Raw genomic sequence first — 26,001 nt, 5'->3', positions numbered from 1 at the left:
GCGGCCCGGGCCCGACGCCGTGCGGTGCCGGCGGCTCCCCGGCGGACGCCCGCTCACCGCACCCGTCCGCGGCGCAGGACGCAGCCCGGACGGTCCGCCCGCCGCCCGCTCACCCCGCGGCGGGGACCCGGTAACCCGCGCCCACCACCGTCTCGATCACGCCGGGCTCGCCGAGCTTCTTGCGCAGCGTCATGACCGTGACCCGGACCGTGGTGGTGAACGGGTCGGCGTTCTCGTCCCACACCCGCTCCAGCAGCTCCTCGCTGCTGACGACACTGCCGCCGGCGCCGATGAGCACCTCCAGCACGCCGAACTCCTTGCGCGTGAGCTCCACCGGCCGCTCGGCGCGGCGCACCGTGCGCCTGCCCGGATCCAGGGCCACGTCGCCCGCGGTCAGCAGCGGGGGGGCCGCAGGGGTGGCCCGGCGGCCCAGCGCGCGCAGCCGGGCGACCAGCTCGGGGAAGTCGAAGGGCTTGGCGAGGTAGTCGTCGGCGCCGCGCGAGAGCCCGTCGACCTTGTCGGCCAGGGTGCCGCTCGCCGTCAGCATCAGCACCCGGGTGGTCGCACCCGCGGACACGATCTCGGCGCAGAGCGCGTCACCGGACATGCCGGGGAGGTCGCGGTCAAGCACCACCACGTCGTAGCGGGTGAACGTGGACTTCTCGTGCCCGCTGTCGCCGTCGAACGCGACGTCCACGGCCATGCCCTCGCGCCGCAGACCGCGGGCGATGGCCTCGGCCAGCGTGCGCTCGTCCTCCACCACGAGCACGCGCATCAGGAGTCCACCGGCACGTCGTCGGGGACGACCGGGGAGAGCGCCGACGCCCACTCGGTGACGCGCCGCGCCACGTCCTGCGCCGTGAGCCCGATGGCCGCCAGCACGTCAGGACGGCTGCCGTGGTCGAGGAAGCGCTGCGGGATCGCGACGTCGCGCAGCGGCACGTCGCACTCGGCGTCGCGCAGGGCCGCGGCCACGACCGACCCGAAACCTCCGTGCCGGCCGCTGTCGCTGACGGTGACGACGAGCCGGTGCGCCGCCGCCATGTCCACGACGGTCGCCGGCACCGGCAGCACCCACCGCGGGTCCACCACGGTGACCGGCACACCCTGGGCCGCCAGCTTCTCCGCGGCGGCGACGCCGAGCGTGCCGAACGCTCCCGCGCAGACCAGCAGGACCGACGAGTCGGGGGTCTCGTGCAGGACGTCCACCCCGTCGGCACGGCGCACCGCGGGCACCGCGTCGATCACCGTGCCCTTGGGGAAGCGGATCGCGGTGGGCCCGTCGTCGACGGCCAGCGCCTCGGCCAGCTCCTCCCGCAACGTGATCGCGTCACGGGGGGCGGCGACCCGCATCCCGGGCACGATGCCCAGCAGCGACAGGTCCCACATGCCGTTGTGCGAGGGCCCGTCGCTGCCGGTGACCCCGGCGCGGTCGAGCACGAGCGTGAGCGCCTGCCGGTGCAGGGCGACGTCCATCAGCAGCTGGTCGAACCCGCGGTTGAGGAACGTGGAGTACAGCGCGACGACCGGGTGTAGCCCACCGTGCGCCAACCCCGCCGCGGACGTCAGCGCGTGCTGCTCGGCGATGCCGACGTCGATGCAGCGCTCCGGGTAGGCCGCCGCGAACGGGGCGAGCCCGGTGGGGCCCAGCATCGCCGCCGTGATCGCGACGACGTCCGGCCGCCGCGCGCCGATCGCCACCAGCTCCTCGGCGAACACGGTGGTCCAGCCCAGCGACGGCGGCCCGGTGGGCAGGCCGGTGTCCGGGTCGAACGCCGCCGGGCTGTGCATCTGCTCGGCCTCGTCGTTCTCCGCGGGCGGGTAGCCCGCGCCCTTGCGCGTGACGGCGTGCACGATCACCGGTCCGCCGAAGTGCCGGGCCCGGCGCAGCGCCGACTCCATCGCGCCGATGTCGTGCCCGTCGACCGGCCCGAAGTACTTCAGCCCGAGGTCGGAGAACAGCTCCTGGGGGCTCAGCGCGTCCTTCACGCCCGCCTTGAGCGCGTGCAGCCCGGCATAGAGCGTGCCGCCGACGACCGGGGTGCGCGAGAGCGCGGCCTTGCCCGCGTCGAGCACCCGCTCGTAGCCCGGCTGCAACCGCAGCGAGGCGAGCCGGTCGGCCAGGCCGCCGATCGTCGGCGAGTAGGACCGGCCGTTGTCGTTGACGACGATCACCACGTTGCGATCACCCGCGGCGATGTTGTTCAGCGCCTCCCAGGACATCCCGCCGGTGAGCGCGCCGTCGCCGATCACCGCGACGACGTGGCGCTGCTGCCCGGTGAGCGCATACGCCCTGGCCACGCCGTCGGCCCAGGACAGCGACGACGACGCGTGGCTGGACTCCACGTGGTCGTGCGGGCTCTCCGCCCGGCTCGGGTACCCCGACAGCCCGCCGGTCTTCTTGAGCCGGTCCCAGCCGTCCTGGCGCCCGGTCAGCAGCTTGTGGACGTAGGCCTGGTGTCCGGTGTCCCAGATGAGGGTGTCGCGGGGCGAGTCGTAGACGCGGTGCAGCGCGATGGTCAGCTCGACGACGCCCAGGTTCGGCCCCAGGTGGCCGCCCGTGCGGGCCACGCAGTCGACGAGGAAGCGGCGGATCTCGGCGGCCAGCTCGGGGAGCCGGCCCGCGTCGAGACGCTTGAGGTCGGCCGGACCACGGATCGATCGCAACACGGTCACCGGACCATCGTAGGAGACGGAGCCGGCCCGCGCCCTCAGAGCGAGGGCCCGCGGGGGGCCGGGACGTGCCGGTCGGCGGCGATGCGCACCGCGTTGCGCCCGGCTCCCTTGGCCGCGTACAGCGAGGTGTCGGCCGCCCTGAGGACCTGGTCGAGGGTGGTGCCGTCGGTGGGTACGGCGGCACCGCCGATCGAGATCGAGATTCCGGTGATGGTCCGCAGCCCGCCCGGTGTGTCGACGCCCACGTCCATCCTCGCGACCCGGTCCCGCAGCCGCTCGGCCACCTGCCACAGCTCCGCGCGCCCGGCGGCTCCCAGCGGAAGCTCCGGGAGCAGGACGACGAACTCCTCGCCGCCGAAGCGGCCCACCACGTCCCGCTCGCGCACCCCGGCGCGCAGCTCGGCCGCGACGGCCGCGAGCACGTCGTCCCCGGCGAGGTGACCGTGCGTGTCGTTGACGATCTTGAAGTGGTCGAGGTCGAGGATCAGGACCCCGGCCCCGGTGCCCGCGCGCTGCACCCGTCGTACGGCGCGCGCAGCCTCGGCTTGCCAGGTGGCGGCGGTGAGCAGGCCCGTCTTCGCGTCCGTGCTCACCTCCTCCTCCAGCTGGCGGACGAGCACGGCGCGATGGAGCACGAGTATCGGCGGGAGCACCAGGGCCACCAGACCCGGCGCCGAGCCCAGCGCGACCGCCGCCAGCGCGCCCATGCACAGCGTGGCCATCTCCAGCGCCACGTCGTCCCAGCGCCCGACGAGCTCCCGCAGCGCGATCCCGGGCTGCGCGAGGCCGATCGCCGCACCGACCAGCACGGTGTTGACGACGACGTAGGCGAGCACCGCCAGCGCGATGGCGGTGACGGCCGCGGGATCGGCCAGGCCACCCGGCAGCCCGCCCGCCGTCCGGACCACCTCGTGCGCGGCGCGAGCGGCCAGCAGCACGGTGGCCGTGGTGTAGACGTGCCGGTACAGCGGTACCCGGGCCGGCGCCCACACGCGGTGCCACAGGTGCGTGTACACCACCACGATCACGACCGCGGCCAGCCCCGGCGGCAGCAGCAGTGCCGCGGCGAAGGTCCAGACCGAGCTGAGGTCGAAGTAGGAGGTCTCAGTCGCGCGGCGGCGGGACCGCTCGATCCCGGTGGCGAGCTCGGTGTGCACGACGCTCAGCGCGGTCAGGGCCAAGGCGAGCAGCAACGGGCCACCCCCGGGCGGGGTGCCCACCAGGCCGGTCACGGCCGACACCGCGGCGGCGACCTCCACCGTCACCGCGAAGACCAGCAGACGATGCCCGACACCCCACAGTTCCCACCGGGTCCTGGAGGGTGACGTGTCGTCCACGAGACGAGACGCTATCGACGTGCGGCCGACGTGTCAGGGTGGATGCGGTCGCACGACAGGTGGAACTCCGTCGACAGCCGGTGACGGTGCGTGACCTTCACCGGGCGGAGTCGACGGCCTCGTGGTCGACCTCGGCGGCCACCGGGAGGTGCATCCCCATCCGCACGACATTGCGCCCGGCGCGCTTGGCCGCGTAGAGCGCCGTGTCGGCCACCTGCAGCAGCGTGCGCAGGTCCTGCCCGTCGCCCGGGAACAGGGAACCACCCACGGACGCGCTCAGCCCGGCGATGCTGAGCGGGCCGTCCGCGGTGGGCATCTCGACGCACAGCGACGCGATGCGACTGCGGATCCGCTCCGCGACGGCCGCCAGCTCCACCTGGCCCTCGCCCGCCTCGTCGAGCCCTCGGAGCAGGACCACGAACTCCTCGCCGCCGAACCGGCCGACGAGGTCGCGGTCGCGCACCTCCGCGCGCATCGCGTCGGCGACCGCCGCCAGCACGCGGTCGCCCGCGAGATGCCCATGGGTGTCGTTGACCGCCTTGAACCGGTCGAGGTCGACCACCAGCACGGCCTTGGGACCCACCCGACGGCTGCCCCGCTGCAGTTCCCGCTCGGCCTGCGTGTGCCAGGCGGCGGCGTTGAGCAGACCCGTCTTGCTGTCGGTGCTCGCGGCCAGCTCGAGATGCCGGACGAGCACCGCCCGGTGCAGCACCAGCAGCGGTGGGAACACGAACAGCACGAGCCACGGATTGACGATGTAGGCGACGGCCGCGAGGGTGCCCAGGCTGATCGTGGCGAACTCGAGAAGGTTCTCGTCCCACTCCCCGACGATGTCGGCGACCTTCGCCTGCGGCGCGCTCACCGCGATCGCCCCGGCGACCAGGCCGGTGTTGACGGTGAAGAAGACGAGCGCCGCGAGCATGAGCGCCAGAAGCCCGGCACCGGGCTCGGACACCTCGAATCGGCCACCGGTGACGTAGCGGACCACACCGCTCGCCGCGAGACACGACAGCGCGATGGCCGCGGTACTGAAGATCTGCCGGTACACCGGCGCCCGGACACGGGCGGAACGCGCCCACAGGTATGTGTTGATCGCCACCGCCAGCAGCGCGGCGAGGGGTGGGTTCAGCAGCACGGCGCCGGCGACGAGCCAGACGGAACTGAGATCGACGTGCAGGTCGTCGGTGATCCGCCAGCGCACCGTCTCCACGTTGTTGGCGATCTCGGCATGCAGCAGGGAAAGGCCGAAGAACACTCCCACGACGACGCCGTCGGCCCAACTCGACGACTCCGTGAGAAGCCCGAACCCGATCAGCAGGAACGCCGTGAGCTCCACCAGGAGAACCGCAGTGAGCAATTGGGTGGGTATCTGCCAGACCGGCCACCGAGCCGGTCGGCTCACGAGATCAGCCACCCGGCGCCTGCCGCGTACCGATTCGTTGGCCACGCCCACCTGTCCCCGTCCGGACCTCGATCGTGATCTTCGGCCACGGTAGTACATCCTCCGGGCGACTGTCACCTCATCGCCGCAAGCCCGGCCCGGTCCCGTCCGCCCGACCGGATTCCGTCCGGCCGCTTAGGCCGAACGGCCTAGTCGCCGTCAGCCGAAGTGCTGCAACGGCCGCTCCGACGTCCCCTCGGCCCGATCGGGATGACACGGTCAGACCGGTCAGCGCATCCTCCGGTCACCATCGGGATGCCGCTGCACCGACGCCACACACGGAAAGGAACCGACCATGCGCGCCAAGAACTGGACCTGAAACCCACCACCGCACCCCACCCACAGAAAGGAACCCACCATGCGCGCCAAGAACTGGACCTGAGACCTCGCGCACCGGCGCGCAGGTCCCGACCGCCGGATGCGTTCAGACGATCGTCGGTGGTATCGCGGCGGCGTCCGGCACCTCCCGGTGCCGGGACGCCCGCCGCCACGCCACCGCGCCGACCGCGGCCGTGGCGACGCCGATCCCGGCACACACGGCAATGGACGTCGACGGGCTCCAGACGTCGGCGAGCACCCCGCCCAGCAGGACGGCCACGCCCTGCCCGGCGATGATCCCGGAGGCGGCGACGCCGATCGCCCGACCCCGGATCGCGTCCGGTGTGGCCCGGACGAACGAGGCCTGCGCCTGCATGACGTAGGCCGTGGACGCCATTCCGGACAGCCCCCACAGCAGGAGGGTGAGCGGGACCCCGGGCCGCAGGGCGGTGAGCAGCAGCGGCAGTCCCGCCGCGATGGCGAGCACCCCGACGAGCCGGGCGCGCCGCCGCGGCGACACGAAGCGTACGAACAACCACGCGCCGAGCACGCTGCCCAGCGGATCGGCCGCCATCAGCAACCCGACCACGGCGGTCCCGGCGCCGATCTCGTCGGCGTACGGCGCGGCCAGCGCCTCGGGCACCACGTAGAGACCGACCATCCACACGAGGATCACCAGCGCCCGGCGTCGCGGGTCGGTGGCGATGTCGGCGATCCCGGCGACCGCGTCGCGCAGGCCGCCCGCAGCCGGGGCCCCCGCCGGCCGGACCGGCCGCGGCCTGCGGGTCAGACCCAGCCGGAGCACGACCGCGGCCAGCAGGAACGTCGCAGCATCGAGCAGCAGCGCCGTCGACGGGCTGACGGCCGCGACGAGCAGCCCGCCCGCGGCGAAGCCGACGACCTGTGCGGTCTGGCTGGTGATCTGGGACACCGCGAGGCCCCGCTCGTAGAGGTCACCAGGCAGCAGCTCGGGCAGCAGGGCCCCCCGGGCCGCGGTGTGCGGTGCCCCGAACAGCACCACCGCGACCAGCACGGCGCACAGGACGGGGAGCGGGAGACCGGGCAGCGCCATCACGGCGACGAGCACCGCCCGGACCAGGTCGCTGACCACGAGCACGACCCGCCGCGGGTAGCGGTCGGCGAGCCCGGACAGCGTCACGCCGCCGACGATCGCCGGCAGGAACGTCAGCGCGTAGGTGGCCGCGGCCCAGGCCGCCGACCCCGTCCGCCCGTAGACCAGCACCGCGAGCGCGACCCGGGCGAGCTGGTCCCCCATGATCGAGAGCAGGTCGGCCAGCCAGATGGCGCGGAACTCCCCGATGCCGAACACCGCGGACAGGCGCGGCTGCTCCTCCGCCGCCGGCGTGCCTGGCCGCCTACCGTTCGGGCTCGGTCCTTCGGACATCCGGCTCGTTCCCCCTCGCCGCTGGCCCACCGAGCGTAGGCACCTGTGCGCCTGCGGTCACCCCGGATGGTCGCCGGACCGGGCTCGGACGGTGCCCGCCGTCGGCCCGAGCAGGTCGGCCACGTGTGCGATCTCGTTGACGGTGCGCACCGAGCGCCGCCCGTCCCGGCCCGCCAGCACCCGGGTGATCCCGGTGTAGTCGAGGGGGAAGGCCAGCGGCCGGTCGATGCCGATGAGACGGGCCAGCCACACGTTGACCACGCCGGCGTGGGCCACGACCACCACGGTCTCGCGACCGGGGTGCGCGGCGACGATCCGCTCGAGCGCGGCGTCGACCCGGCCGGCGAACTCCGCGACGTCGACGTCGGGAGGGAGCAGGCCGGCGCGTATCCGGTCCCACGCCGCCGGGTCGTACTCCGCCATGTCGTGCACCGGGATGTAGTGGGTGGAGTCCGCGTCGTACTCGCGGAGGTCGTCGACGATCTCCGGGTCGCGGCCGAGCGCCTCGGCCAGTGGCGCGGCCGTGGCCCGCGCCCGGCGCATCGGGCTGACGTAGAGCCCGTCGACCGCGGGGCCCACCGCGGCGACCAGCCGGCGGGCCTGCTGCTCGCCGAGCTCGGTGAGCGCCGGGTCGGCGGTCCCGGCGGGGACGGTCGGCCCGGTCGGGATGTCCGCGCGACCGTGGACGCGCTGCGGCAGCGCGTGCCGGACGAGCAGCAGCTGCACCTACCGCCCCGTCATCCGGGGACGTGCTCGCCGTGCCCGGAGTCGCGCAGCGCGGCCCGCAGCGCGTCACGGTGACCGTCCTGCTCGGCGGCGTCGACGGTGGCCGCGGCGTGGGAGAAGTCGAACGCGCCCATGTCCTGCGCCGGGAACACGTGCAGGTGCAGGTGCGGCACCTCGAACCCCGCGACCAGCAGCCCGACCCGCGGTGGCGCGTACACCGTGCGAACGGCCTCGCCGATCGCGTGGGCGACCGAGGTGAGGTGGGCGAGCAGGCCGGCGTCGGCGTCGACCCAGTGGTCGACCTCCGCACGCGGCACCACCAGCGTGTGTCCCGGCGCGAGCGGGTTGATCGACAGGAACCCGACGGCGCGGTCGTCGGACCAGACGAACCGGCCGGGGAGCGCGCCGTCGATGATCTTCGTGAACACGGTAGGCATCGAGGTGAACACTAGCCGCACCGACCCGACCACCGCGAGACGATCACGCCGGCCGACGCCCGGGCCCGGCCCACCCACCTAGACTGGTGATCATGGCTCGTACCGTCGCGACCACCACCACCGTCGACCGCGCGGGACTCCTGGAGTTCCTGCGCCCCCGCCACCACGTGATCCTCATGACACCGCGCGCCGACGGCACCTGGCAGGGCTCACCCGTCACCGCCGGTGTCGACGCCGAGGGACGGATCGTCGTCGCGACCTATCCCGAGCGGGCCAAGGCGCGCAACGCGGCGCGCCACGGGAAGGCCTCCGTGGTGGTGCTCTCCGACGACTTCGGCGGCCCCTGGGTGCAGGTGGACGGCGACGCGGAGCTGCTCACGCTGCCCGACGCCGTCGAGCCGCTCGTCGACTACTTCCGCTCGATCTCCGGTGAGCACCCCGACTGGGACGCCTACCGGCGGGCGATGACCGACCAGGGTAAGGCCCTGATCCGGATCACCCCCGCGCGCTGGAGCCCGATCGCCACCGGAGGGTTCCCCGCGCGGCTCGCGTGAGGCGGGGCGTCGGCCCACCCCGGTAATCTCTCGCCGTTGTCCGAATCGATCGATTGCGAGAACCTCATGCGGCCGTGGCCGGGTCACGCCTACCCCCTGGGTGCCACCTACGACGGCGCTGGTACCAACTTCGCGCTCTTCTCCGAGGTGGCCGAGCGGGTCGAGCTCTGCCTGTTCGACGACGACGGCGAGGAGTCACGGGTCCCGCTCATCGAGGTCGACGGCTTCGTCTGGCACGGCTACCTCCCGACCGTGGAGCCCGGCCAGCGCTACGGCTTCCGCGTGCACGGCCCCCACGACCCGGCCCAGGGCCTGCGGTGCAATCCGAACAAGCTGCTCATCGACCCCTACGCCAAGGCCCTCGACGGCCCGGTGAGGTGGGACGAGGCGGTGTTCGGCTACCCGTTCGACGACCCGTCCGCGCGCAACGACGCCGACTCCGCCCCGTTCGTACCGAAGTCGGTGGTCGTCAACCCGTTCTTCGACTGGGGCTCCGACCGCCCGCCGAAGATCCCCTACAACGAGACGGTCGTCTACGAGGCGCACGTCCGCGGGCTCACGATCACCCATCCCGACGTCCCCGAGCCGTTGCGCGGCACCTACACGGGTCTCGCGCACCCGGCGATGATCGAGCACCTCACGAACCTGGGCGTCACGGCCGTCGAGCTCATGCCGGTACACGAGTTCCTCGACGACCACCACCTCCAGGAGAAGGGCCTGTCCAACTACTGGGGTTACAACACCGTCGCCTTCCTCGCCCCGCACCACGCGTACGCCATGAACGGGAACCGGCCGGGCAACCAGGTGCAGGAGTTCAAGGCGATGGTCCGTGACCTGCACGACGCGGGCATCGAGGTGATCCTCGACGTCGTCTACAACCACACCGCCGAGGGCAACGACAAGGGCCCGACGCTGTCCATGCGCGGCATCGACAACCACGCGTACTACCGCGTCGTCGAGAACGACCCCCGCTACTACATGGACTACACCGGCACCGGGAACTCGCTCAACGTCCGGCACCCGCACACGCTGCAGCTGATCATGGACTCGCTGCGCTACTGGGTCACCGAGATGCACGTCGACGGCTTCCGCTTCGACCTCGCCTCCACCCTCGCCCGTGAGTTCTACGACGTCGACCGGCTGTCCACCTTCTTCGACCTCGTGCAGCAGGACCCGGTGGTCAGCCAGGTCAAGCTGATCGCCGAGCCGTGGGACGTCGGCCCCGGCGGCTACCAGGTCGGCAACTTCCCGCCGCTGTGGACGGAGTGGAACGGCAAGTACCGCGACACCGTCCGGGACTTCTGGCGCGGCGAGCCCGGCACGCTCGGCGAGTTCGCCCAGCGCCTGACCGGCAGCTCCGACCTCTACCAGAACGACGGCCGACGCCCGTTCGCCTCGATCAACTTCGTCACCGCGCACGACGGGTTCACGCTCAACGACCTGGTGTCCTACAACGAGAAGCACAACGAGGCCAACGGCGAGGACAACAACGACGGCGAGAGCCACAACCGCTCGTGGAACTGCGGGGTCGAGGGCCCCACCGACGACGAGGCGGTGCTCGAGCTCCGCGCACGGCAGCAGCGCAACATCATCGCCACGATGCTGATCAGCCAGGGCGTGCCGATGCTGCTGCACGGCGACGAGCTGGGCCGCACGCAGCGCGGCAACAACAACGTCTACTGCCAGGACAGCGAGCTCGCCTGGGTCGACTGGACGCTGGCCACCAAGAACGCCTCGCTGATCGGGTTCACCGCGGGCATGGTCGCCCTGCGCCACGCCCACCCGGTCTTCCGGCGGCGCCGGTTCTTCGCCGGCCGCCCGATCGCCCCGCGACGGCGCTCGGACCCGGCCGCGGCGCTGCCCGACATCGCGTGGTTCACGCCGTCGGGCGAGGAGATGACCGAGGGCGACTGGGACTCCGGCTTCGGCAAGTGCGTCACGGTGTTCCTCAACGGCGACGCGATCTACGACGTCGACCCGCGCGGCGAGCGGGTCACCGACGACTCCTTCGTCGTCGCCCTCAACGCCCACCACGAGGACATCGACGTGGCGCTGCCCGGCTCCGAGTACGGGTCGCGCTGGGCCGTCGTCGTCGACACCGAGGCGGGCGAGGTCACGACGCTCGCCACCGCGCCCGGCATGGCCGCCACGGAACCCGACACGCTCGGCGCGGATGCGGTCCATCGGCTCGCCGCCCGCTCGCTGGTGGTGTTCCAGCGCGTGCAGCCCGCCGGCTGAGCGGCGGGGTCAGCGCACCGCGACGAGGCGGGCCCGGCACAGCGCGACCGCCGCGTCGCCGGTCAGCGCCGACCCGCGCGCGGCCGCGGCGGCGAAGCGCGCCCCGCCGGGGCCGTCGAGCAGCCGGGCGAGGTGCGCGGCACGCAACGGTGACGGTTTGCCCGCGGCGACGAGGCAGTGGTGCACCGCCACGGCGTCCGCACCCGCGTCGAGGCGGGCCAGCAGCCGCACCGCGTAGCGCAGGTTGAGCCACTGCTGGGTCCGGTCCCCGACCCGGTCCCAGTGGTCCACGACCTCGACGACGGCCGCGGCGGCGGCCACCGGGTCGCCGTGCACGGCCCGGGTGGCCGCCGCCTCCATGAGCGCGACGCCCCGCCACCAGAAGTTGTGCACCCCCGCCGCCAGCGCGGCGGCCTCGTCGAACAGCGCCAGCGCGCGTTGCGGGTCGGCCTTCTTGCCCACCAGGCCCAGCGCGTAGCGCGCCATCGACATCGCGGTGGGGTTCGCCGTGCTCCCGGCCACGTCGACGCTCTCCCGGGCCGCCGCCAGCCCCCCGTCCGGGTCGCGCAGCACGGCGTGACAGACGGCCACGTAGTACAGCGTCCACACCAGCCGGAGGGGGTCGCCGTCGCGGCGGGCCGCGGCCACCTGCTGCTCGTAGTGGCGCCGCGCGGCCGCGACGTCACCCTCGTAGAGCGCGATGTCGGCGAGCACGTCGCCGGGGTAGGCGATGCGCCCCGTGCCGCGTGCCGGGACCTGACCACCCGCCCGCTCGGCCAGGCGGCGGGCCCGGACGAAGTCGGCGCGGTTCCACGCCCCCCGCGCCGCGGCACCGACGATCTCGGCGTGGCGTGGATGCTCCGCCGACACCAGGTCCAGGGCGCGCTCGGCCCACTCGGCGGACTCGTAGCCCACCCGGATGTGCCCGATCTCGGACTGCGCGGTCACCACGGCGACGACGAGCCCGACGTCGCGGCAGGCCATGGCGGTCTCGAAGGCGGTGCGCAGGTTGTCCAGGTCGGGCAGGGTGGCCGCGACCCAGGCGCGCTCGTCGGGGCCCTGGGCGCCGCGGGCCGCGCGCCCGGCGAGCCCGGCGAAGTACCGGGCGTGCGCGAGCACGACGGGCGCCTCCCCGTCCGCCTCGCGCAGCCGGTCGCGGCCGAACGCGCGCAACGTCTCCAGCATCCGGTAGCGGGTTCCGGCGGCGGCGGCCCCGGCCACGACCATCGACCGGTCGACGAGCCCGGTCAGCAGGTCGAGCGTCCGCCGGTCGTCGCCGCCCGCGGCGCACACGTCCTCGGCGCACCCGTCCTCGGCGCACACGTCCTCGGCGCACACGTGGTGGGCGGCGGCCAGGTCGAACCCGCCCGCGAACACCGAGAGCCGGGCGAACAGCAGCCGCTCCGCCGGTTCGAGCAGCTCGTAGGACCAGTCGATCGCCGCGGCCAGGCTCCGGTGCCGGGGGTCGGCGCCCCGGGGGCCGCCGGCGGTGAGCAACCGCCCCCCGTCGAGGCGCCCGGCGACCTCGGCCACGCTCATCGCGCGGGTCCGCGCCGCGGCCAGCTCGATCGCCAGCGGCAGGCCGTCGAGGCGCCGGCACACCTCCGCGACGGGCCCCGGCTCGTCGGCGAGACCCGGACGGTGCGCGCGGGCGCGGTGCACGAACAGCTCGGCGGCGTCGCCCATCGGCAGGGGCGTCACCGGCCAGACCTGCTCGCCGTCGACGCCGAGCGGCTCGCGGCTGGTGGCCAGCACCGCGACCCCCGCGCAGCGGGTCACGATCCGGTGGGTGAGTCGGGCGACACCGTCGAGGACGTGCTCGCAGTTGTCGAGGACCAGCAGCAGCCGCCGCGTCCGCAGGTACTCGACCACCGACCCGTCGATGTCGGTGCCGTGGCGCTGCTGCACCCGGAGCGCGGCGGCCACCGCGTGACCGACCGGGCCGCCCTCGGGCAGCGGAGCCAGCTCGCAGAGCCACACGCCGTCCGGGAACGGCTCCCGGTCGCGGCCCGCGACCTCCAGCGCCAGCCGGGACTTCCCGACACCCCCGAAGCCGGTGAGCGTCACCAGCGGGGCGGCGCGCAGGGCCGCGACGACACCGCTCAGCTCGGCGGCGCGGCCGACGAAGCTGGTGGCGCGGCGCGGCAGGTTGCCCGGGGCCGGAGGAACGGCCGGGTCGAGCGCCGGGTCCCGGTCGAGGATCCGCCGGAACAGCGCCTGCGCCGGTGCGGACGGTGCGACGCCCAGCTCCTCGTCGAGCCGGCCGCGCAGCTCGTGGTAGGCCACCAGCGCGTCGGAGGGGCGCCCGGCCGCGCAGAGCGCGGCCATCAGCTGCACGGCCGGGCGCTCGCGGTGCGGGTGCGCCCGCACCATTCCCTCCAGCTCCGCCACGACCTCCCGCCCGCGGCGCAGGTCCAGCAGGGCGTCCACGCGCTCCTCGGCGGCGCCGAGGCGCAGTTCCGCGAGCCGGGCGGCCTCGGCGCGGGCGTCGTCGAGGCCGTCGCACTCGGCCAGCGCCTCACCGCGCCAGAGCCCGAGCGCGTCGTCGAGCAGCTCCACCGCGCGGGCCGGGTCGGCCGACCGCGCGGCGGTGACGAGCCGCTGCGCCTCGGCGGCGTCGAGCTCGTCGTCGACGACGTCGAGGACGTAGCCACCGCTGCGGAAGTGCAGGCGGCGCTCGTCCCCGGCCGCCTCCAGCGTCGCGCGGACCCGTGAGACGTAGGCGCGCAGCGCGCTCGTGGCCCCGGGCGGCGGCGCGTCGCCCCACAACGCCGCCGCGAGCGCGTCGACCGGCACGACCCGGCCGCGGCTCAGCAGCAGGACCGCGAGCAGCGCGCGCGGTTTCGCCCCGCCGACGGCGACCGGCACCCCGCCGAGGTGCACCTCGAGGGGCCCCAGGATGCGGAAGTACACCTCTCACCCCTGGTCCGCTGTGCAATCCGATTGCAAGCCGGTGTCGAGAGGGTAGCGCCGACCGACGACCGGAGGACAGATGCACGCCACCACGACCACGCTCACCGAGCGCCGGGAGCTGTCCGCGATCGCCTACGGCTTCATCGGCTCGAAGGCGCTGTTCGCCGCGCTCGAGCTCGACCTGTTCACCCGGCTCGACTCCGGCCGCGCGACCACTGAGCAACTCTGCGCGTGCACCAGCGTGGCCCGCAACCGGCTGCAGACCCTGCTGCACGCGCTCACCGCGCTCGGACTGCTCGATCACGACGGCGCCGGATACGCGAACGGGCCGGCGGCGGCCCGCTGGCTGGTGCGGGGCGCCCCCTCGGGGTTCGGCGAGTACTTCCGGCTGCAGATCGGGCGCCAGATCTATCCGGCCCTGACCCACCTCGACGCCGGGCTGGCCGGCACCGGAGCCGCGTTCGACACCCTGGCCGGGTTGTTGTCCTCCCCCGAGGAGGCCGCGACCTTCACCGACGCCCAGCACGCCGGGTCGCTCGGCGCCGCCAGGGCACTGGCGGAGCGGATCGGCCCGGCGGTCGACGGCGCCGGCCGGTTGCTCGATGTCGGCGGCGGCAGCGGCGCGTTCTCGATCGCCCTGTGCGAGCGGCACCCCGCGCTGCGGGCCACCGTGCTGGACCTGCCCGCCGTCGTCGAGGTCGCGGGCCGCTACCGCGACGCGGCCGGGCTGTCCGCGCGCATCGACCTGCTCGCCGCCGACGCCGTGCGCGACCCCTGGCCCGCGGACCAGGACGTCGTGCTGCTGTCGTACCTGCTCAGCGCGGTGGGCGACGCCGAGATCGACGTCGTGCTGGCCAAGGCCCGGGACTGCCTGGCCCCCGGCGGGCTGCTGGTCGTCCACGACTTCGCCCTCGACGACCACGGCGCCGGCCCCACCGCCGCGGCCCTGTGGTTCCTCCAGTACGTGGCCTACCACCCCGACACCGTGTCGTTCTCGGCGGGCGCGCTGGCCGAGCGGCTGCGCGGCCACGGGTTCACCGTGCTCGCGCGGGGGGAGCTCATCCCCGGCATCACCGCCGCGTTGTCGGCCCGGAGCCCGTCGTGAGCCCGCTCGCCGCGGCGCTGACCCCGCTGGAGACCCGCCGCGACGTGGTCCTGCACCTCGCCGTGCGCGCCGAGGAGCTGGGCTACGACGAGTTCCTGCTGGCCGAGGGCTGGGGCCATGACGCCGCGGTGCTGCTGGCCGAGGTCGCGACCCGCACGAGCCGCATCCGGATCGGCACCGGCGTGCTCAACGTCTGGGGTCGCAGCCCCGCGTCCCTGGCGATGCTCGCGACCAGCCTCGACGCCGTCTCCGGCGGCCGCTTCACCCTCGGGCTGGGAGCCGGCAGCCCGCAGCTCGCCGAGGGCCTGCACGACGTCGCGTTCCGGGAGCCGGTCGCGCGGCTCGGCGCGGTGACCCGCCAGGTACGTGCCCTGCTCGACGGCGCCCGCCTCGCCCCGTCGGCACCGGACCGGCAGCGCCCACTGCGGCTCGCCGTGCGCCCCGGGGCCCGGGTGCCGATCCGGCTCGCCGCGCTCGGCCCGCATGCGGTGCGGCTCGCCGGCGAGCTCGCCGACGGCTGGTCGCCGTTCCTGCTCCCGCGCTCCGCGCTCAAGGCGGGGATCGGGCTGCTCGACGAGGGCGCCGCCCGCGCGGGACGCCCGCCCGGTGGCACGCTCGTCGGGCCCTGCGTCCCGGTCGCGGTGTCGGAGGCGGGCGCGTACTGGTGGGTCGCGTTCTACCTGACCTCGATGGGGCCGCTGTACCGCGACACCCTGCGCAGGCTCGGCTTCGGCGCCGCCGTGGACGCCGTGCTCGCCGCGGGCCCGGACGCGCCGGTCCCGGCCGCGGCGCGGGTGCTGCTCGACGAGCTCACGCTGCACGGCGACACCGCCGGTGCCGCGCTGGATCGCTGGTACGGCGCGGGAGCCCAGCTCCCGGCCCTCACCCTCCCCCCGCACCTCCCGCTCGACGAACTCGACCGCCTGCTCACCGAGCTGGCACCCGGTAACCGAGAGAAGCCGTCATGACCGCGACGACCGGGACCGATGCCGACCGCGCCCTCAAGGCCAGGCACCGCGCACTGTGGGCGTCGGGCGACTACCCGGCGGTGGCCGCCGAGCTGATCCCGACCCTCGGTGCCGAGCTGGTCCGCCACTGCGGGGTCAGGGCCGGGCAGCGGGTGCTCGACGTCGGCGCGGGCACCGGCAAACGCGGCGATCCCGCCGTGTTCCTCGCCTTCCTGGAGGACTGGCACCGCGGTGGGACCTACGAGGCGGAGTTCCTGCTCGTCTCGGCCCGGCGGCGCTGAGGCGCGTCGACTAGGTTCTCCGGGTGCCCGATGCCCGGAGAACCGTGCCGTCGTCCACCTACCGGCTGCAGTTCTCGAAGGACACCACCTTCGACGACGCGGCCGGCCTGGTCCCCTACCTCGACGCCCTCGGGATCGGGGCGCTGTACGCGTCCCCGCTGCTGGAGTCGGGCGCGGGCTCCAACCACGGCTACGACGTGGTCGACCCCACCCGGGTGTCCGCGGAGCGCGGCGGTGAGGAGGGGCGGCGCCGGCTCGTCGACGCGGTGCGCGAGCGCGGCCTCGGGTTCGTCCTCGACATCGTGCCCAACCACGTGGGCGTCGAGGTCGCGAAGGCGAACCCGTGGTGGTGGGACGTGCTGCGGCTCGGGCGGTCCTCCGAGCACGCCGCCACGTTCGACGTCGACTGGGACGCCGGCCCGATCCTGCTGCCGATCCTGGGCGACGACTCGGTCGCCGACCTCTCCGTCGACGGCGACGAACTGCGGTACTTCGAGCACGCGTTCCCGATCGCGCCGGGCACCGGTGACGGCACCGCGCAGGAGGTGCACGAGCGCCAGCACTACCGGCTCGTGAACTGGCGGCGCGGGGCCGCGGAGCTGACCTACCGCCGCTTCTTCGACGTCTCCACGCTCGCCGCCGTGCGCGTCGAGATCCCGGAGATCTTCGAGAGGACGCACCGGGAGATCCTGCGCTGGGTCGACGCCGGCGACGTCGACGGCATCCGCGTCGACCATCCCGACGGGCTGTCCGACCCCGGTGCCTACATGCGCAGGTTGCGCGCCGCGCTGGGACCGGACCGCTGGCTGCTCGTCGAGAAGATCCTCGGCGTCGGGGAGCAGCTGCCGCCGTCGTGGCCGGTCGACGGCACCTCGGGCTACGAGGCGCTGCGGGAGATCGGCGGGGTGTTCGTCGACCCCGACGGCGCGGGCCTGCTCACCCAGGTCGCCGCCGAGCACACCGGTGTGAAGCAGTCCCTGCACGCCGCGGAGCACGACGCCCGCCGCGAGGTGGCCGCCACGATCCTGGCCGCGGAGGTGGCGCGCATCGCGTGCCTGGTCCCCGCCGCGCCCGGGTCACAGCAGGGTGGCTCTGCCCCGGTCCAGTCGGAGGAAAGCCACCCCGCTGTGACCGGACGGGCCCCCGAGCGGGTGCGCGACGCCGTCGCCGAGCTGTTGTGCGGGTTTCCGGTGTACCGGTCCTACCTGCCGGAGGGGCGCGCGTCGCTCGACGTCGCCGTGTCCGTGGCCCGCGCCCACCGCCCGGACCTGGCCGACGAGCTGGCCGCGATCCACGCCGCGATGCTCGCCGAGCCGGGCGGCGAGCTGGCCACCCGCGTGCAGCAGACCTCGGGCATGGTGATGGCCAAGGGCGTCGAGGACACCGCGTTCTACCGCTGGAACCGGATGGTCGCGCTCAACGAGGTGGGCGGCGACCCGTCGCGCTTCGGGGTGCCGCCGGAGGAGTTCCACACGGCGCTGGCCTGCCGCGCAGCGTCCTGGCCCGCCACGATGACCACGCTGTCCACCCATGACGCCAAGCGCTCCGAGGACGTCCGCGCGCGGCTCGCCGTGCTGGCCGAGATCCCCGCCGAGTGGGCGGACCTGCTGCCCCGCTGGGCCGCCCGGCACCCGCTGCCCGACCCCTCGCTGGAGCTGCTGGCCTGGCAGAACCTCGTGGGGGCATGGCCGATCTCCGCCGAGCGCATGGCGGCCTACCTGGGCAAGGCGGCGAAGGAGGCCAAGCGCGTCACCAGCCACGTCGACGCGGTGGCCGAGGTCGACGAGGCCGTCGCGGCCTGGCCCGCCGCGGTGCTGGGCGACGCGGAGCTGGTCACCGAGATCGAGGAGTTCGTCGAGCGGATCGCCGGGCCGGGCCGGGCCAACTCGCTGGGCCAGAAGCTGCTGCAGATCGCCGGGCCGGGTGTGCCCGACGTGTACCAGGGCACCGAGCTGTTCGAGTACTCGCTGGTCGACCCGGACAACCGGCGCCCGGTCGACTGGGCCGCGCGGCGCGAGCTGCTGACCCGCCTCGACGACGGGTTCCTGCCCGATGTCGACGCGAGCGGGGCGGCGAAGCTGCTGGTCACCGCGGCAGCGCTGCGGCTGCGGCGCTTCCGGCCCGAGGTGTTCGACGGCTACCGGGCGCTGCCCGCCGAGGGCCCGGCCGCCCGGCACGCAGTGGCGTTCCAGCGCTCCCCGTCGCTGGTCGCGGTCGCCACCCGGCTGCCGGTCGGGCTCGCCGCCCGCGGCGGGTGGGGCGACTCGGTGCTGCCCCTGCCCGGCGCGGCGGCCGACTGGCACGACGTCATCTCCGACACCGCGGTCGACGGCAGCGCGCCGCGCCTGGCCGACGTGCTGGGCCGCTACCCGGTGGCGCTGCTCGTCCGCCCGGCGTGACTCAGCCCGCCGAGCGGACGGCGGACGGCGACGGCAGCGCGAACACCGGGAGTGCGAGGGCCGGCTCGGACGCACCGGGACGGGCGAACCCCGGCCGAACCGTGGCTCCGTCCAGCGCCGTCCAGGCCGATAGCGCGGCACCGCCGTCGGCCACCGGCCACGGTGCCCGGAGGTGGTCTGTCACGAGGTCCTGCACGTCGGACAGCAGGTGGTGGACGAAGATCCGCACGGCGTCGGCCCCACCCGAGGCGGGGAGACGGACGCCGTGCGTCGCGATCGTCCGTCCCGACGCGGAGTCCACCATGGCCACCTGCTGACCCGCGCAGACGAGGGCCAGCGGTGCCGGCATCATCGCGTGGAGGGCGGCGACCACGTGGGGAAGGGACTGCGCGGCGGCGACAGCGGTGAGATCGGTCATCGCGGGGTGATCACACATTCGTTCACGGCGGCGACGTAGGTGGTGTTCGTCGCGTTCGAGTAGTGGGTGGCCTGGAGCCGGTACGTGTCGCCAAAGTACCAGCCGTCGACCGCGCGGAAGGCGGTGTGGAAGTTGTCGTCCTTGATGTCGATCCGCGGGGTCTGTGAGACGCCGTTGACGACGTGGGACCAGTTGTAGATGCCCGGCTGCGCGCCCGCGTCGTTGATGAACCAGAAGATCGTCAATGTCGAGAAGTTCCCCGTCGCGGGGTCGAGCCGGAGATCGACCTCGACGCGTCCGGCTTCCTCCGTGTGCACGTAGTTGATGCACGGGGGCGGCTGTGCCGCGGCGACACCCGGCGTCGCGCCCGTCAGCACGGCCGCGCATGCCACCGCGAGGAGGATCCGTCCAGGCCCGGCTGCCCGCCGGATCGATCGTGTCTCCATGGTCAACAGCGCAACACACCGACGTCCAGCGCGAGAAGGCGGCGCGGTCACGATCACCGGGTCGGGCGATTTCGGAGACTCTGCGTGACCAGCATCGCCGCTCCCGGACCGGCACCTCGCAGGTCCGCAGGGCAGGATCGCACCGTGAGTGACTTCCAGGTGTGGGCACCGCACCGCAACCAGGTCCGCGTGCTCGTCGACGGCACCACCCGTCCCATGAGCCGCGACGGCGCCGGGTGGTGGCGCGCCTCGGTGCCCGACGCCGGCCCGGGCACGGCCTACGCGTTCCTGCTCGACGACGACGAGACCCCGCTGCCCGACCCCCGCTCACGCTGGCAGCCCACCGGCGTGCACGGCGCGTCGCGGGTGTACGACCAGCACGCCCACCGCTGGGCCGACGGGATGTGGACCGGCCGGCAACTGCCCGGGAGCGTGCTCTACGAGCTGCACATCGGCACGTTCACCCCCGACGGCACCTTCGACGCCGCGATCCGCCGTCTCGACCACCTCGTCGCGCTGGGGATCGACCTGGTCGAGGTGCTGCCCGTCAACGCCGTCGACGGCCCGCGCAACTGGGGCTACGACGGCGTCGGCTGGTACGCGGTCACCGAGAACTACGGCGGGCCGGACGCGTTCAAACGCTTCGTCGACGCCTGCCACGTGCGCGGCATGGGCGTGGTGCTGGACGTCGTCTACAACCACCTGGGGCCCTCGGGGGCCTACCTGGACCGGTTCGGGCCGTACTTCGCGGGCAGCAACATCTGGGGCCCGTCGGTGAACCTGGACGGGGCGCACTCCGAGCCGGTGCGCCGGTTCGTGATCGACAACGCGCTGATGTGGCTGCGCGAGTTCCACGTCGACGGGCTGCGCCTCGACGCCGTGCACGCCCTGCACGACGAGCGCGCCACGCACGTGCTCGAACAGCTCGCGATCGAGGTGGAGGCGCTGTCCACGCACGTCGGCCGACCGCTGTCGTTGATCGCGGAGTCCGACCTCAACGACGCGCGGATGGTCACCGCGCGCGAGGCGGGCGGCTACGGGCTCACCGCGCAGTGGTGCGACGACATCCACCACACCCTGCACTCCGCGCTCACCGGCGAGGGCCAGGGCTACTACGCCGACTTCGCCGCCGCCGGGTTTACCGGGCTGTCGCACGTGTTCACCCGTGCGTTCCTGCACGAGGGCACGTGGTCGAGCTTCCGGCAGCGGCTGCACGGGGCGCCCGTCGACACCCGGCGGGTCCCCGGCCACCGGTTCCTGGCCTACCTGCAGAACCACGACCAGATCGGCAACCGCGCCACCGGCGACCGGCTGTCGGAGACCCTCTCCCCCGGCCTGCTGGCCTGCGGCGCCGCGCTGGTGTTCGGCTCGCCGTTCACCCCGATGCTGTTCATGGGCGAGGAGTGGGGCGCCCGCACGCCCTGGCAGTTCTTCTCCCACTTCCCCGACCCGGCCCTGCGCGAGGCCGTCCGGAAGGGCCGCACCGCGGAGTTCGCCGAGCACGGCTGGGGTGACGTGGAGGTGCCCGACCCGAACGCCGAGTCCACGTTCACCGACTCGAAGCTCGACTGGGACGAGGCGCTGGCCGAGCCGCACGCCACGCTGTTGCAGGTGCACCGCGAGCTGATCGCGCTGCGGAAGGCCTGGCCGGAGCTGAGCGACCCGTGGCTCGACGAGGTGGACGTCGACGTCGACGAGGACGCGCGCACCGTGGTGCTGCACCGCGGGCGGCTGCGGGTGGCGGCCAACCTCGGCCCCGACGCCGTCACGCTGGCCCTGCACGCCCCGGTGGGCCGGATCCTGCTGGCCAGCGAGCCCGTGCAGGGCCACGACGATGCCCTGACCCTGGGTCCGGAGTCCTTCGCGATCGTGCGGCTCGCATAGCGAGGACCGTGGTCGATCGGGCGCGGACCTCGCCCGAGGCACCGGTCCGACCGGTGTACGGGACGGGCTGTGACGAGTATCGTGTCGGGGCTGCGTGTCGGGCAGCACCGGTAGCACGAGGAGCGACACGATGACGACCGGCGACACCGGGAGCGCCCCGGCTCCTGCCATCGACGGCGCGAAGGTGGAGGCATTCGCCGGGCGGATGTTGTCCACCTACACCGAGGGCATGGTCACCCTGATGATCGATCTCGCGCACCGCACCGGGATCCTGGAGTCGCTCGCGGCCGGGCCGGGCACCAGCGAGCAGATCGCCGCCCGGGCCGGGCTCGTCGAGCGCTACGTTCGCGAGTGTCTCGGCGCGCTGACCACGGCCGGGATTCTGGACTACGACGCCGCGGCCGCCCGCTACACGCTCCCGGCCGAGCATGCCGTCTGCCTCACCGGTGCGGGATCGATGAACCTGGCACCGTTCGCCCGGATCAACACGCTGCTGGGCACGCACCTGCCCGCGGTCGCCGCGGCGACCCGCGACGGCGGCGGCGTGCCCTACGAGAAGGTCCGGCCCGAGTTCACCGAGGTGATGGACGCGATGTCCCGGGGCCTGATGGACGACCAGCTGATCGACGGCGTCCTGCCGGTCACCGGTGAGCTGCCGGACCGGCTGGCCGCGGGGATCCGCGTCGTCGACATCGGCTGCGGCACCGGGCACACGACCAACCTCCTGGCCCGCGCGTACCCCGCCTCCACCTTCGTCGGGTACGACATCTCGCCCGATGCGATCGGGGCGGCCCGCGCGGAGGCCGCCGAGTGGGAGCTACCGAACGTCACGTTCGAGCTGCTCGACGTCACCGACCTGCCGACCGAGCCGCCGATCGACGCCGCGTTCGCGTTCGACGCCATCCATGATCAGGTCGACCCGGCGACGGTGCTGGAGAAGGTGCACGCGGCGCTCGTGCCGGGCGGGGTGTTCGTGATGGTCGACATCAAGGCGTCGAGCCATCTCGAGAACAACGTCGGCAACCCATTCGCACCGTGGCTCTACGGCGTCAGCACCCTGCACTGCATGACCGTGTCGCTGGCCCACGGCGGCGCCGGACTGGGAACCGTGTGGGGCGAGGAACGTGCCGTCGCGATGCTCGCGGACGCCGGCTTCGTCGACACCGAGGTCCACGACGTACCCGACGACCCGTTCGACTCGGTCTATGTCACCCACCGACCGCGCCGGTAGCCCGGACCACGGCCGTTCGGACCGCGGGGATCGTCGTCGACCCCGCCGTGACGCGGATCAGCGCTTGTGCGGCATCACGAACTCGGTCAGGTCGAGCGTGACGGGCCACGGCTCGGTCAGTTCGCCGCGCTCGCCGGGGCCGAGCTCGAGGTCCGGCACGTAGCTGCCGGTCGTCGGGTCGAGGCGGTAGGCCTGCAGGCGGGGGCCGTCGTCGATGCGCCAGAAGTACGGGATGCCCTGCTCGGCGTAGACCGCGGGCTTCGCGACGCGGTCGAGGGTGACCGAGGAGGGCGAGACGATCTCGACCACGAGCACGACGCCGCCGGGATCGTAGGCGAAGTCGTGGTAGGGCGTGCCGCGGTGCACGACGGTGAGGTCCGGGACATAGAGCCGGCGCAGGCCGACGTGGACGCCGACGTTCTGCAGGATGTACACGGTGTCCGGCGCGTTCACCGATACCGCCTGGTCAGCGGCTCGCGCCTCCCAGCCGTGGTCGTCACTCGGTGGCGGAACCACGTGCATCACCCCGTCGTGCAGCTCGCGACGCAGACCGTCGTCCGGCTCGAAGGACAGGTCCGACGCGCTGAGCAGCCCCACCACCCGTGCTGCGGTCACCGCACACCTCCTCGGTCGGGCCCCGATGCTACCGCCCCCACGACGCCGACGACCCCGCTCCGGAGCGGAGCGGGGTCGTCGGAAAGCGGAGGTCAGAGCAGGCCGAGGCTCTTGACCGCGTCGCGCTCCTCGACGAGCTCGGCCACGCTGGCGTCGATGCGCTGCCGCGAGAAGTCGTTGATCTCCAAGCCCTGGACGATCTCCCACGTGCCGTCCTTCGACGTGACCGGGAACGAGGAGATGATCCCCTCGGTCACGCCGTAGGAGCCGTCGGACGGGATGGCGGCGGAGGTCCAGTCGTCCTCGGGGGTGCCGTTGACCCAGTCGTACACGTGGTCGATGGCCGCGTTGGCCGCCGACGCCGCGGACGACGACCCGCGCACCTCGATGATCTCGGCGCCGCGCTTGGCCACCCGCGGGATGAACTCGTCGCGCAGCCAGGCCTCCTCGACCTGCTCCGCGGCGATCTTGCCGCCGACCTCGGCGTGGTAGAGGTCGGGGTACTGGGTGGCGGAGTGGTTGCCCCAGATCGTGAGCTTGCGGATGTCGGTGAGCGGCACCGACAGCGTGTTCGACAGCTGCGCGAGCGCCCGGTTGTGGTCCAGGCGGGTCATCGCGGTGAAGCGCTCGGCCGGCACGTCGGGAGCGGCGGCCGAGGCGATGAGCGCGTTGGTGTTGGCCGGGTTGCCGACCACGAGGACGCGGATGTCGTCGGCGGCACCGGCGTTGATGGCGCGGCCCTGCGGGGCGAAGATGCCGCCGTTGGCCTCCAGCAGGTCGCCGCGCTCCATGCCCTTGGTGCGGGGGCGGGCACCGACCAGCAGGCCGACGTTGGCGCCGTCGAACGCGGCGGTGGCGTCGTCGGTGATGTCGATCCCGGACAGCAGCGGGAACGCGCAGTCCTCCAGCTCCAGCGCGACACCCTCGGCGGCCTTGACGGCCTGCGGGATCTCCAGCAGGCGCAGGCGGACCGGGGTGTCGGGTCCGAGCAGCTGGCCGGACGCGATGCGGAACAGCAGCGCGTAGCCGATCTGTCCGGCGGCTCCGGTGACGGTGACGACGACTGGGGCGACGTTGACGGGTGCGGCGGGTGGGGAAGCGGTCACGGGGACAGGCTAGACCGTGGGCACCCGCGGTCAGGAACTGGAGCGCAGCCAGCCGTCCGCCCGGCCGATGCGGACGAGATCGACCCGGTTGCGGGCGCCCACCTTGGCCATGACGGCCGAGACGTAGTTGCGGACGGTGCCACCCGAGAGGCTCAGCGTGCGGCCGATCTCCAGATCCGGGATGCCCTCGGCGACCAGCTCGACGACGGCGAGCTCCCGCTCGGTGAGACGGACCTCGTACGAGGCCAGTGCGGCGATGGCCAGCGTGCTGTCGACGGCCCGCTCACCTCTGGCCACGGCGCGGATGGCGTCGAGCAGCTCCCCGACGGGCGAGTACTTGACGATGAACCCGAGCGCCCCGGCCCGCAGCGACAGTTGCAGCAGGCCCGGCTTGTTCAGCGCGGTGAGGATCATGCACCGGCAGCCCGGATGGCGGCCGGTGATCTGCCGACAGGCCTCCAGCCCGTCCACGCCCGGCATCTCCACGTCGAGAACGGCGACGTCGGGCCGCAGCCTCGCCACCATGGCGACCGCCTCGTCGCCGCGCCCGCACTCCCCGACCACCGACAGGTCCGGCTCGTTGTCGACGAGGGATGCGAGCGCCGAACGGATCATCACATGGTCGTCCGCGATGATCACGTTCGTCGTACCGGTCCGGTCCATGCGCACCCCCTCACTCGGCCGCCGCGCAGGGGACCGTTGCGGTCAGCGAGAATCCCCCGGCCGTCCTGGTCACGATCAGATCGCCGTCGACCTCCCGCAACCGCTCACGGAGTCCGGCAAGACCGCTGCCGCCGGGCATCTCCGCCATCGTCGGCACCGGAACGTCATTGACCAGCTTCAACCGCGCCCGGCGCGGCGCCGCCGCGTCGAGCGACATCGCGCAGCAGGTGGCGGTGCTGTGCCGCAGGATGTTCGTCGTCCCCTCGCGGATGACCCAGGCGAGGATCTCCGAGGTCCGGGCGCTCAGCTCGACGTCCGCCACCCTGACCGTGACCTCGGCCCCGGTCGACCTGAGCAGGATCGCCGCGCTCGTGATCTCGTCGCGCAACGACGGCTGGCGCATCCCGAGCACGACGCGCTGCATCTCCGCCATCGACTCGCGCAGGAGCTCCTGGACCTCACCGAGGCCCGATCGCCTGCCGCCGGACAACTCGCCCGGCCCGACCCGCTCGGCGAGATCGATCTTGAGTAGGGCCAGCGAGAGCAGCTGTCCGAGGGTGTCGTGCAGGTCCCTGCCGACCCGGACCCGCTCCCGGGCCAGCGCAAGCGAGACGAGCTCCCCCCGTGCCTCGTGCAGCTCGCGCGTCGTGATGACGAGCCGCGGGAGGACGTACAGGACGAAGACGCCGAGCGCGAACTCGGCTAGTACTGCAACGGCAGTTCGGGTCACGGAGGGCGGTGGCCGCGGCGTCGGTAATGGCAGACGCGAGCTTCGTGTTGGCGGCGTCGGCGCCAGTTCGACCAGTTGATCGCGCTGTTCATGCAGACGACGGGGACGAG

Annotated in this window: 22 protein-coding genes; 8 read left to right on the top strand and 14 right to left on the bottom strand. The window is 73.6% G+C overall.

Annotation, left to right across the window (positions count from 1 at the left end; all coding sequences use genetic code 11):
* Positions 1 to 109: 109 nt before the first annotated feature.
* From Q1K26_RS05180 to Q1K26_RS05150, 7 genes are all read right to left on the bottom strand, one after another.
* A complete protein-coding gene (locus Q1K26_RS05180) occupies positions 110 to 775 on the bottom strand; it encodes a response regulator transcription factor (protein ID WP_300008012.1) in 666 nt (221 codons plus the stop codon).
* A complete protein-coding gene (dxs, locus tag Q1K26_RS05175; RefSeq protein ID WP_300008010.1) occupies positions 775 to 2,676 on the bottom strand; it encodes a 1-deoxy-D-xylulose-5-phosphate synthase in 1,902 nt (633 codons plus the stop codon). Before dxs ends, Q1K26_RS05180 begins: the two co-directional genes overlap by 1 nt.
* A 35-nt stretch (positions 2,677 to 2,711) precedes the next feature.
* A complete protein-coding gene (locus Q1K26_RS05170; protein ID WP_300008009.1) occupies positions 2,712 to 4,013 on the bottom strand; it encodes a GGDEF domain-containing protein in 1,302 nt (433 codons plus the stop codon).
* A 97-nt stretch (positions 4,014 to 4,110) separates the two neighbouring features.
* Complete coding sequence (locus Q1K26_RS05165) at positions 4,111 to 5,349, bottom strand: GGDEF domain-containing protein (protein ID WP_300008008.1); 1,239 nt, start codon at positions 5,347 to 5,349, stop codon at positions 4,111 to 4,113.
* Between the two features lie 529 nt (positions 5,350 to 5,878).
* Positions 5,879 to 7,177 carry an MFS transporter gene (locus Q1K26_RS05160; RefSeq protein ID WP_300008007.1) on the bottom strand — a complete coding sequence of 433 codons (1,299 nt, stop codon included), beginning with the start codon at positions 7,175 to 7,177 and terminating at the stop codon, positions 5,879 to 5,881.
* Positions 7,178 to 7,234: 57 nt separating this feature from the next.
* Positions 7,235 to 7,903: a histidine phosphatase family protein gene (locus Q1K26_RS05155; protein WP_300008006.1), complete on the bottom strand. Its 669-nt coding sequence runs from the start codon at positions 7,901 to 7,903 to the stop codon at positions 7,235 to 7,237.
* An 11-nt stretch (positions 7,904 to 7,914) separates the two neighbouring features.
* A complete protein-coding gene (locus Q1K26_RS05150; RefSeq protein ID WP_300008005.1) occupies positions 7,915 to 8,340 on the bottom strand; it encodes an HIT family protein in 426 nt (141 codons plus the stop codon).
* A gap of 92 nt (positions 8,341 to 8,432) precedes the next feature.
* On the opposite strand from Q1K26_RS05150, the gene Q1K26_RS05145 reads away from it, so the two are divergent.
* Complete coding sequence (locus Q1K26_RS05145; protein WP_300008004.1) at positions 8,433 to 8,894, top strand: PPOX class F420-dependent oxidoreductase; 462 nt, start codon at positions 8,433 to 8,435, stop codon at positions 8,892 to 8,894.
* A 66-nt stretch (positions 8,895 to 8,960) separates the two neighbouring features.
* Positions 8,961 to 11,132, top strand: a complete 2,172-nt coding sequence (gene glgX, locus Q1K26_RS05140; protein WP_300008083.1) for a glycogen debranching protein GlgX — start codon at positions 8,961 to 8,963, stop codon at positions 11,130 to 11,132.
* A gap of 9 nt (positions 11,133 to 11,141) precedes the next feature.
* Here the strand turns inward: glgX and Q1K26_RS05135 are convergent, their stop codons facing one another.
* A complete protein-coding gene (locus Q1K26_RS05135) occupies positions 11,142 to 14,045 on the bottom strand; it encodes a BTAD domain-containing putative transcriptional regulator (RefSeq protein WP_300008003.1) in 2,904 nt (967 codons plus the stop codon).
* A 79-nt stretch (positions 14,046 to 14,124) separates the two neighbouring features.
* On the opposite strand from Q1K26_RS05135, the gene Q1K26_RS05130 reads away from it, so the two are divergent.
* Genes Q1K26_RS05130 through treY form a run of 4 tightly spaced genes read left to right on the top strand, consistent with a single transcriptional unit; the run spans position 14,125 to position 18,798 of the window.
* Positions 14,125 to 15,150 (top strand): methyltransferase, encoded by a 1,026-nt coding sequence (locus tag Q1K26_RS05130; RefSeq protein ID WP_300008002.1) that lies wholly within the window; start codon positions 14,125 to 14,127, stop codon positions 15,148 to 15,150.
* Complete coding sequence (locus Q1K26_RS05125) at positions 15,147 to 16,118, top strand: LLM class flavin-dependent oxidoreductase (RefSeq protein ID WP_300008001.1); 972 nt, start codon at positions 15,147 to 15,149, stop codon at positions 16,116 to 16,118. Before Q1K26_RS05130 ends, Q1K26_RS05125 begins: the two co-directional genes overlap by 4 nt.
* A complete protein-coding gene (locus Q1K26_RS05120) occupies positions 16,115 to 16,399 on the top strand; it encodes a hypothetical protein (RefSeq protein ID WP_300008000.1) in 285 nt (94 codons plus the stop codon). The genes Q1K26_RS05125 and Q1K26_RS05120 overlap by 4 nt, the downstream gene beginning before the upstream one ends.
* Positions 16,400 to 16,422: 23 nt before the next feature.
* Positions 16,423 to 18,798 (top strand): malto-oligosyltrehalose synthase, encoded by a 2,376-nt coding sequence (gene treY, locus Q1K26_RS05115; protein ID WP_300007999.1) that lies wholly within the window; start codon positions 16,423 to 16,425, stop codon positions 18,796 to 18,798.
* 1 nt (position 18,799) lies between these two features.
* Here treY and Q1K26_RS05110 read toward each other — a convergent pair whose 3' ends face one another.
* Together Q1K26_RS05110 and Q1K26_RS05105 are read right to left on the bottom strand one after the other, a co-directional pair.
* Positions 18,800 to 19,216, bottom strand: a complete 417-nt coding sequence (locus tag Q1K26_RS05110; protein WP_300007998.1) for a hypothetical protein — start codon at positions 19,214 to 19,216, stop codon at positions 18,800 to 18,802.
* Entirely contained in the window at positions 19,213 to 19,608 is a 396-nt protein-coding gene (locus Q1K26_RS05105; protein ID WP_300007997.1) for a hypothetical protein, read from the bottom strand. The genes Q1K26_RS05110 and Q1K26_RS05105 overlap by 4 nt, the downstream gene beginning before the upstream one ends.
* Positions 19,609 to 19,806: 198 nt before the next feature.
* Here Q1K26_RS05105 and treZ point away from each other — a divergent pair, with 198 nt between their 5' ends.
* Together treZ and Q1K26_RS05095 are read left to right on the top strand one after the other, a co-directional pair.
* The gene (gene treZ, locus Q1K26_RS05100; protein WP_300007996.1) at positions 19,807 to 21,546 is read left to right on the top strand and encodes a malto-oligosyltrehalose trehalohydrolase; all 1,740 of its coding nucleotides are present in this window, start codon (positions 19,807 to 19,809) and stop codon (positions 21,544 to 21,546) included.
* Between the two features lie 130 nt (positions 21,547 to 21,676).
* Positions 21,677 to 22,777 (top strand): methyltransferase domain-containing protein, encoded by a 1,101-nt coding sequence (locus Q1K26_RS05095; protein WP_300007995.1) that lies wholly within the window; start codon positions 21,677 to 21,679, stop codon positions 22,775 to 22,777.
* 57 nt (positions 22,778 to 22,834) lie between these two features.
* Here the strand turns inward: Q1K26_RS05095 and Q1K26_RS05090 are convergent, their stop codons facing one another.
* From Q1K26_RS05090 to Q1K26_RS05075, 4 genes are all read right to left on the bottom strand, one after another.
* Positions 22,835 to 23,392, bottom strand: coding sequence for a Uma2 family endonuclease (locus tag Q1K26_RS05090; RefSeq protein ID WP_300007994.1), 558 nt, complete (start codon positions 23,390 to 23,392; stop codon positions 22,835 to 22,837).
* 92 nt (positions 23,393 to 23,484) lie between these two features.
* Positions 23,485 to 24,498 carry a malate dehydrogenase gene (locus Q1K26_RS05085; RefSeq protein WP_300007993.1) on the bottom strand — a complete coding sequence of 338 codons (1,014 nt, stop codon included), beginning with the start codon at positions 24,496 to 24,498 and terminating at the stop codon, positions 23,485 to 23,487.
* A 30-nt stretch (positions 24,499 to 24,528) separates the two neighbouring features.
* A complete protein-coding gene (locus Q1K26_RS05080) occupies positions 24,529 to 25,161 on the bottom strand; it encodes a response regulator transcription factor (RefSeq protein ID WP_300007992.1) in 633 nt (210 codons plus the stop codon).
* Positions 25,162 to 25,171: 10 nt separating this feature from the next.
* A partial coding sequence (locus Q1K26_RS05075) for a histidine kinase (protein WP_300007991.1) occupies positions 25,172 to 26,001 on the bottom strand: 830 nt, incomplete at its 5' end.

The sequence above is a fragment of the Pseudonocardia sp. genome, from assembly GCF_029263155.1.
Taxonomy (GTDB): Bacteria; Actinomycetota; Actinomycetes; order Mycobacteriales; family Pseudonocardiaceae; genus Pseudonocardia.
Note: the sequence above shows the minus strand (reverse complement) of the source record. Positions and strands in the feature narration are given on the sequence as shown.

What these genes read in the sequence shown, in the direction of transcription:
- Q1K26_RS05110 (WP_300007998.1), bottom strand. Translation starts at nt 19,216, where the DNA reads ATGACCGATCTCACCGCTGTCGCCGCCGCGCAGTCCCTTCCCCACGTG.
- Q1K26_RS05150 (WP_300008005.1), bottom strand. Translation starts at nt 8,340, where the DNA reads ATGCCTACCGTGTTCACGAAGATCATCGACGGCGCGCTCCCCGGCCGG.
- Q1K26_RS05145 (WP_300008004.1), top strand. Translation starts at nt 8,433, where the DNA reads ATGGCTCGTACCGTCGCGACCACCACCACCGTCGACCGCGCGGGACTC.
- Q1K26_RS05095 (WP_300007995.1), top strand. Translation starts at nt 21,677, where the DNA reads ATGACGACCGGCGACACCGGGAGCGCCCCGGCTCCTGCCATCGACGGC.
- Q1K26_RS05130 (WP_300008002.1), top strand. Translation starts at nt 14,125, where the DNA reads ATGCACGCCACCACGACCACGCTCACCGAGCGCCGGGAGCTGTCCGCG.
- glgX (WP_300008083.1), top strand. Translation starts at nt 8,961, where the DNA reads ATGCGGCCGTGGCCGGGTCACGCCTACCCCCTGGGTGCCACCTACGAC.
- Q1K26_RS05160 (WP_300008007.1), bottom strand. Translation starts at nt 7,177, where the DNA reads ATGTCCGAAGGACCGAGCCCGAACGGTAGGCGGCCAGGCACGCCGGCG.
- Q1K26_RS05080 (WP_300007992.1), bottom strand. Translation starts at nt 25,161, where the DNA reads ATGGACCGGACCGGTACGACGAACGTGATCATCGCGGACGACCATGTG.
- Q1K26_RS05180 (WP_300008012.1), bottom strand. Translation starts at nt 775, where the DNA reads ATGCGCGTGCTCGTGGTGGAGGACGAGCGCACGCTGGCCGAGGCCATC.
- Q1K26_RS05120 (WP_300008000.1), top strand. Translation starts at nt 16,115, where the DNA reads ATGACCGCGACGACCGGGACCGATGCCGACCGCGCCCTCAAGGCCAGG.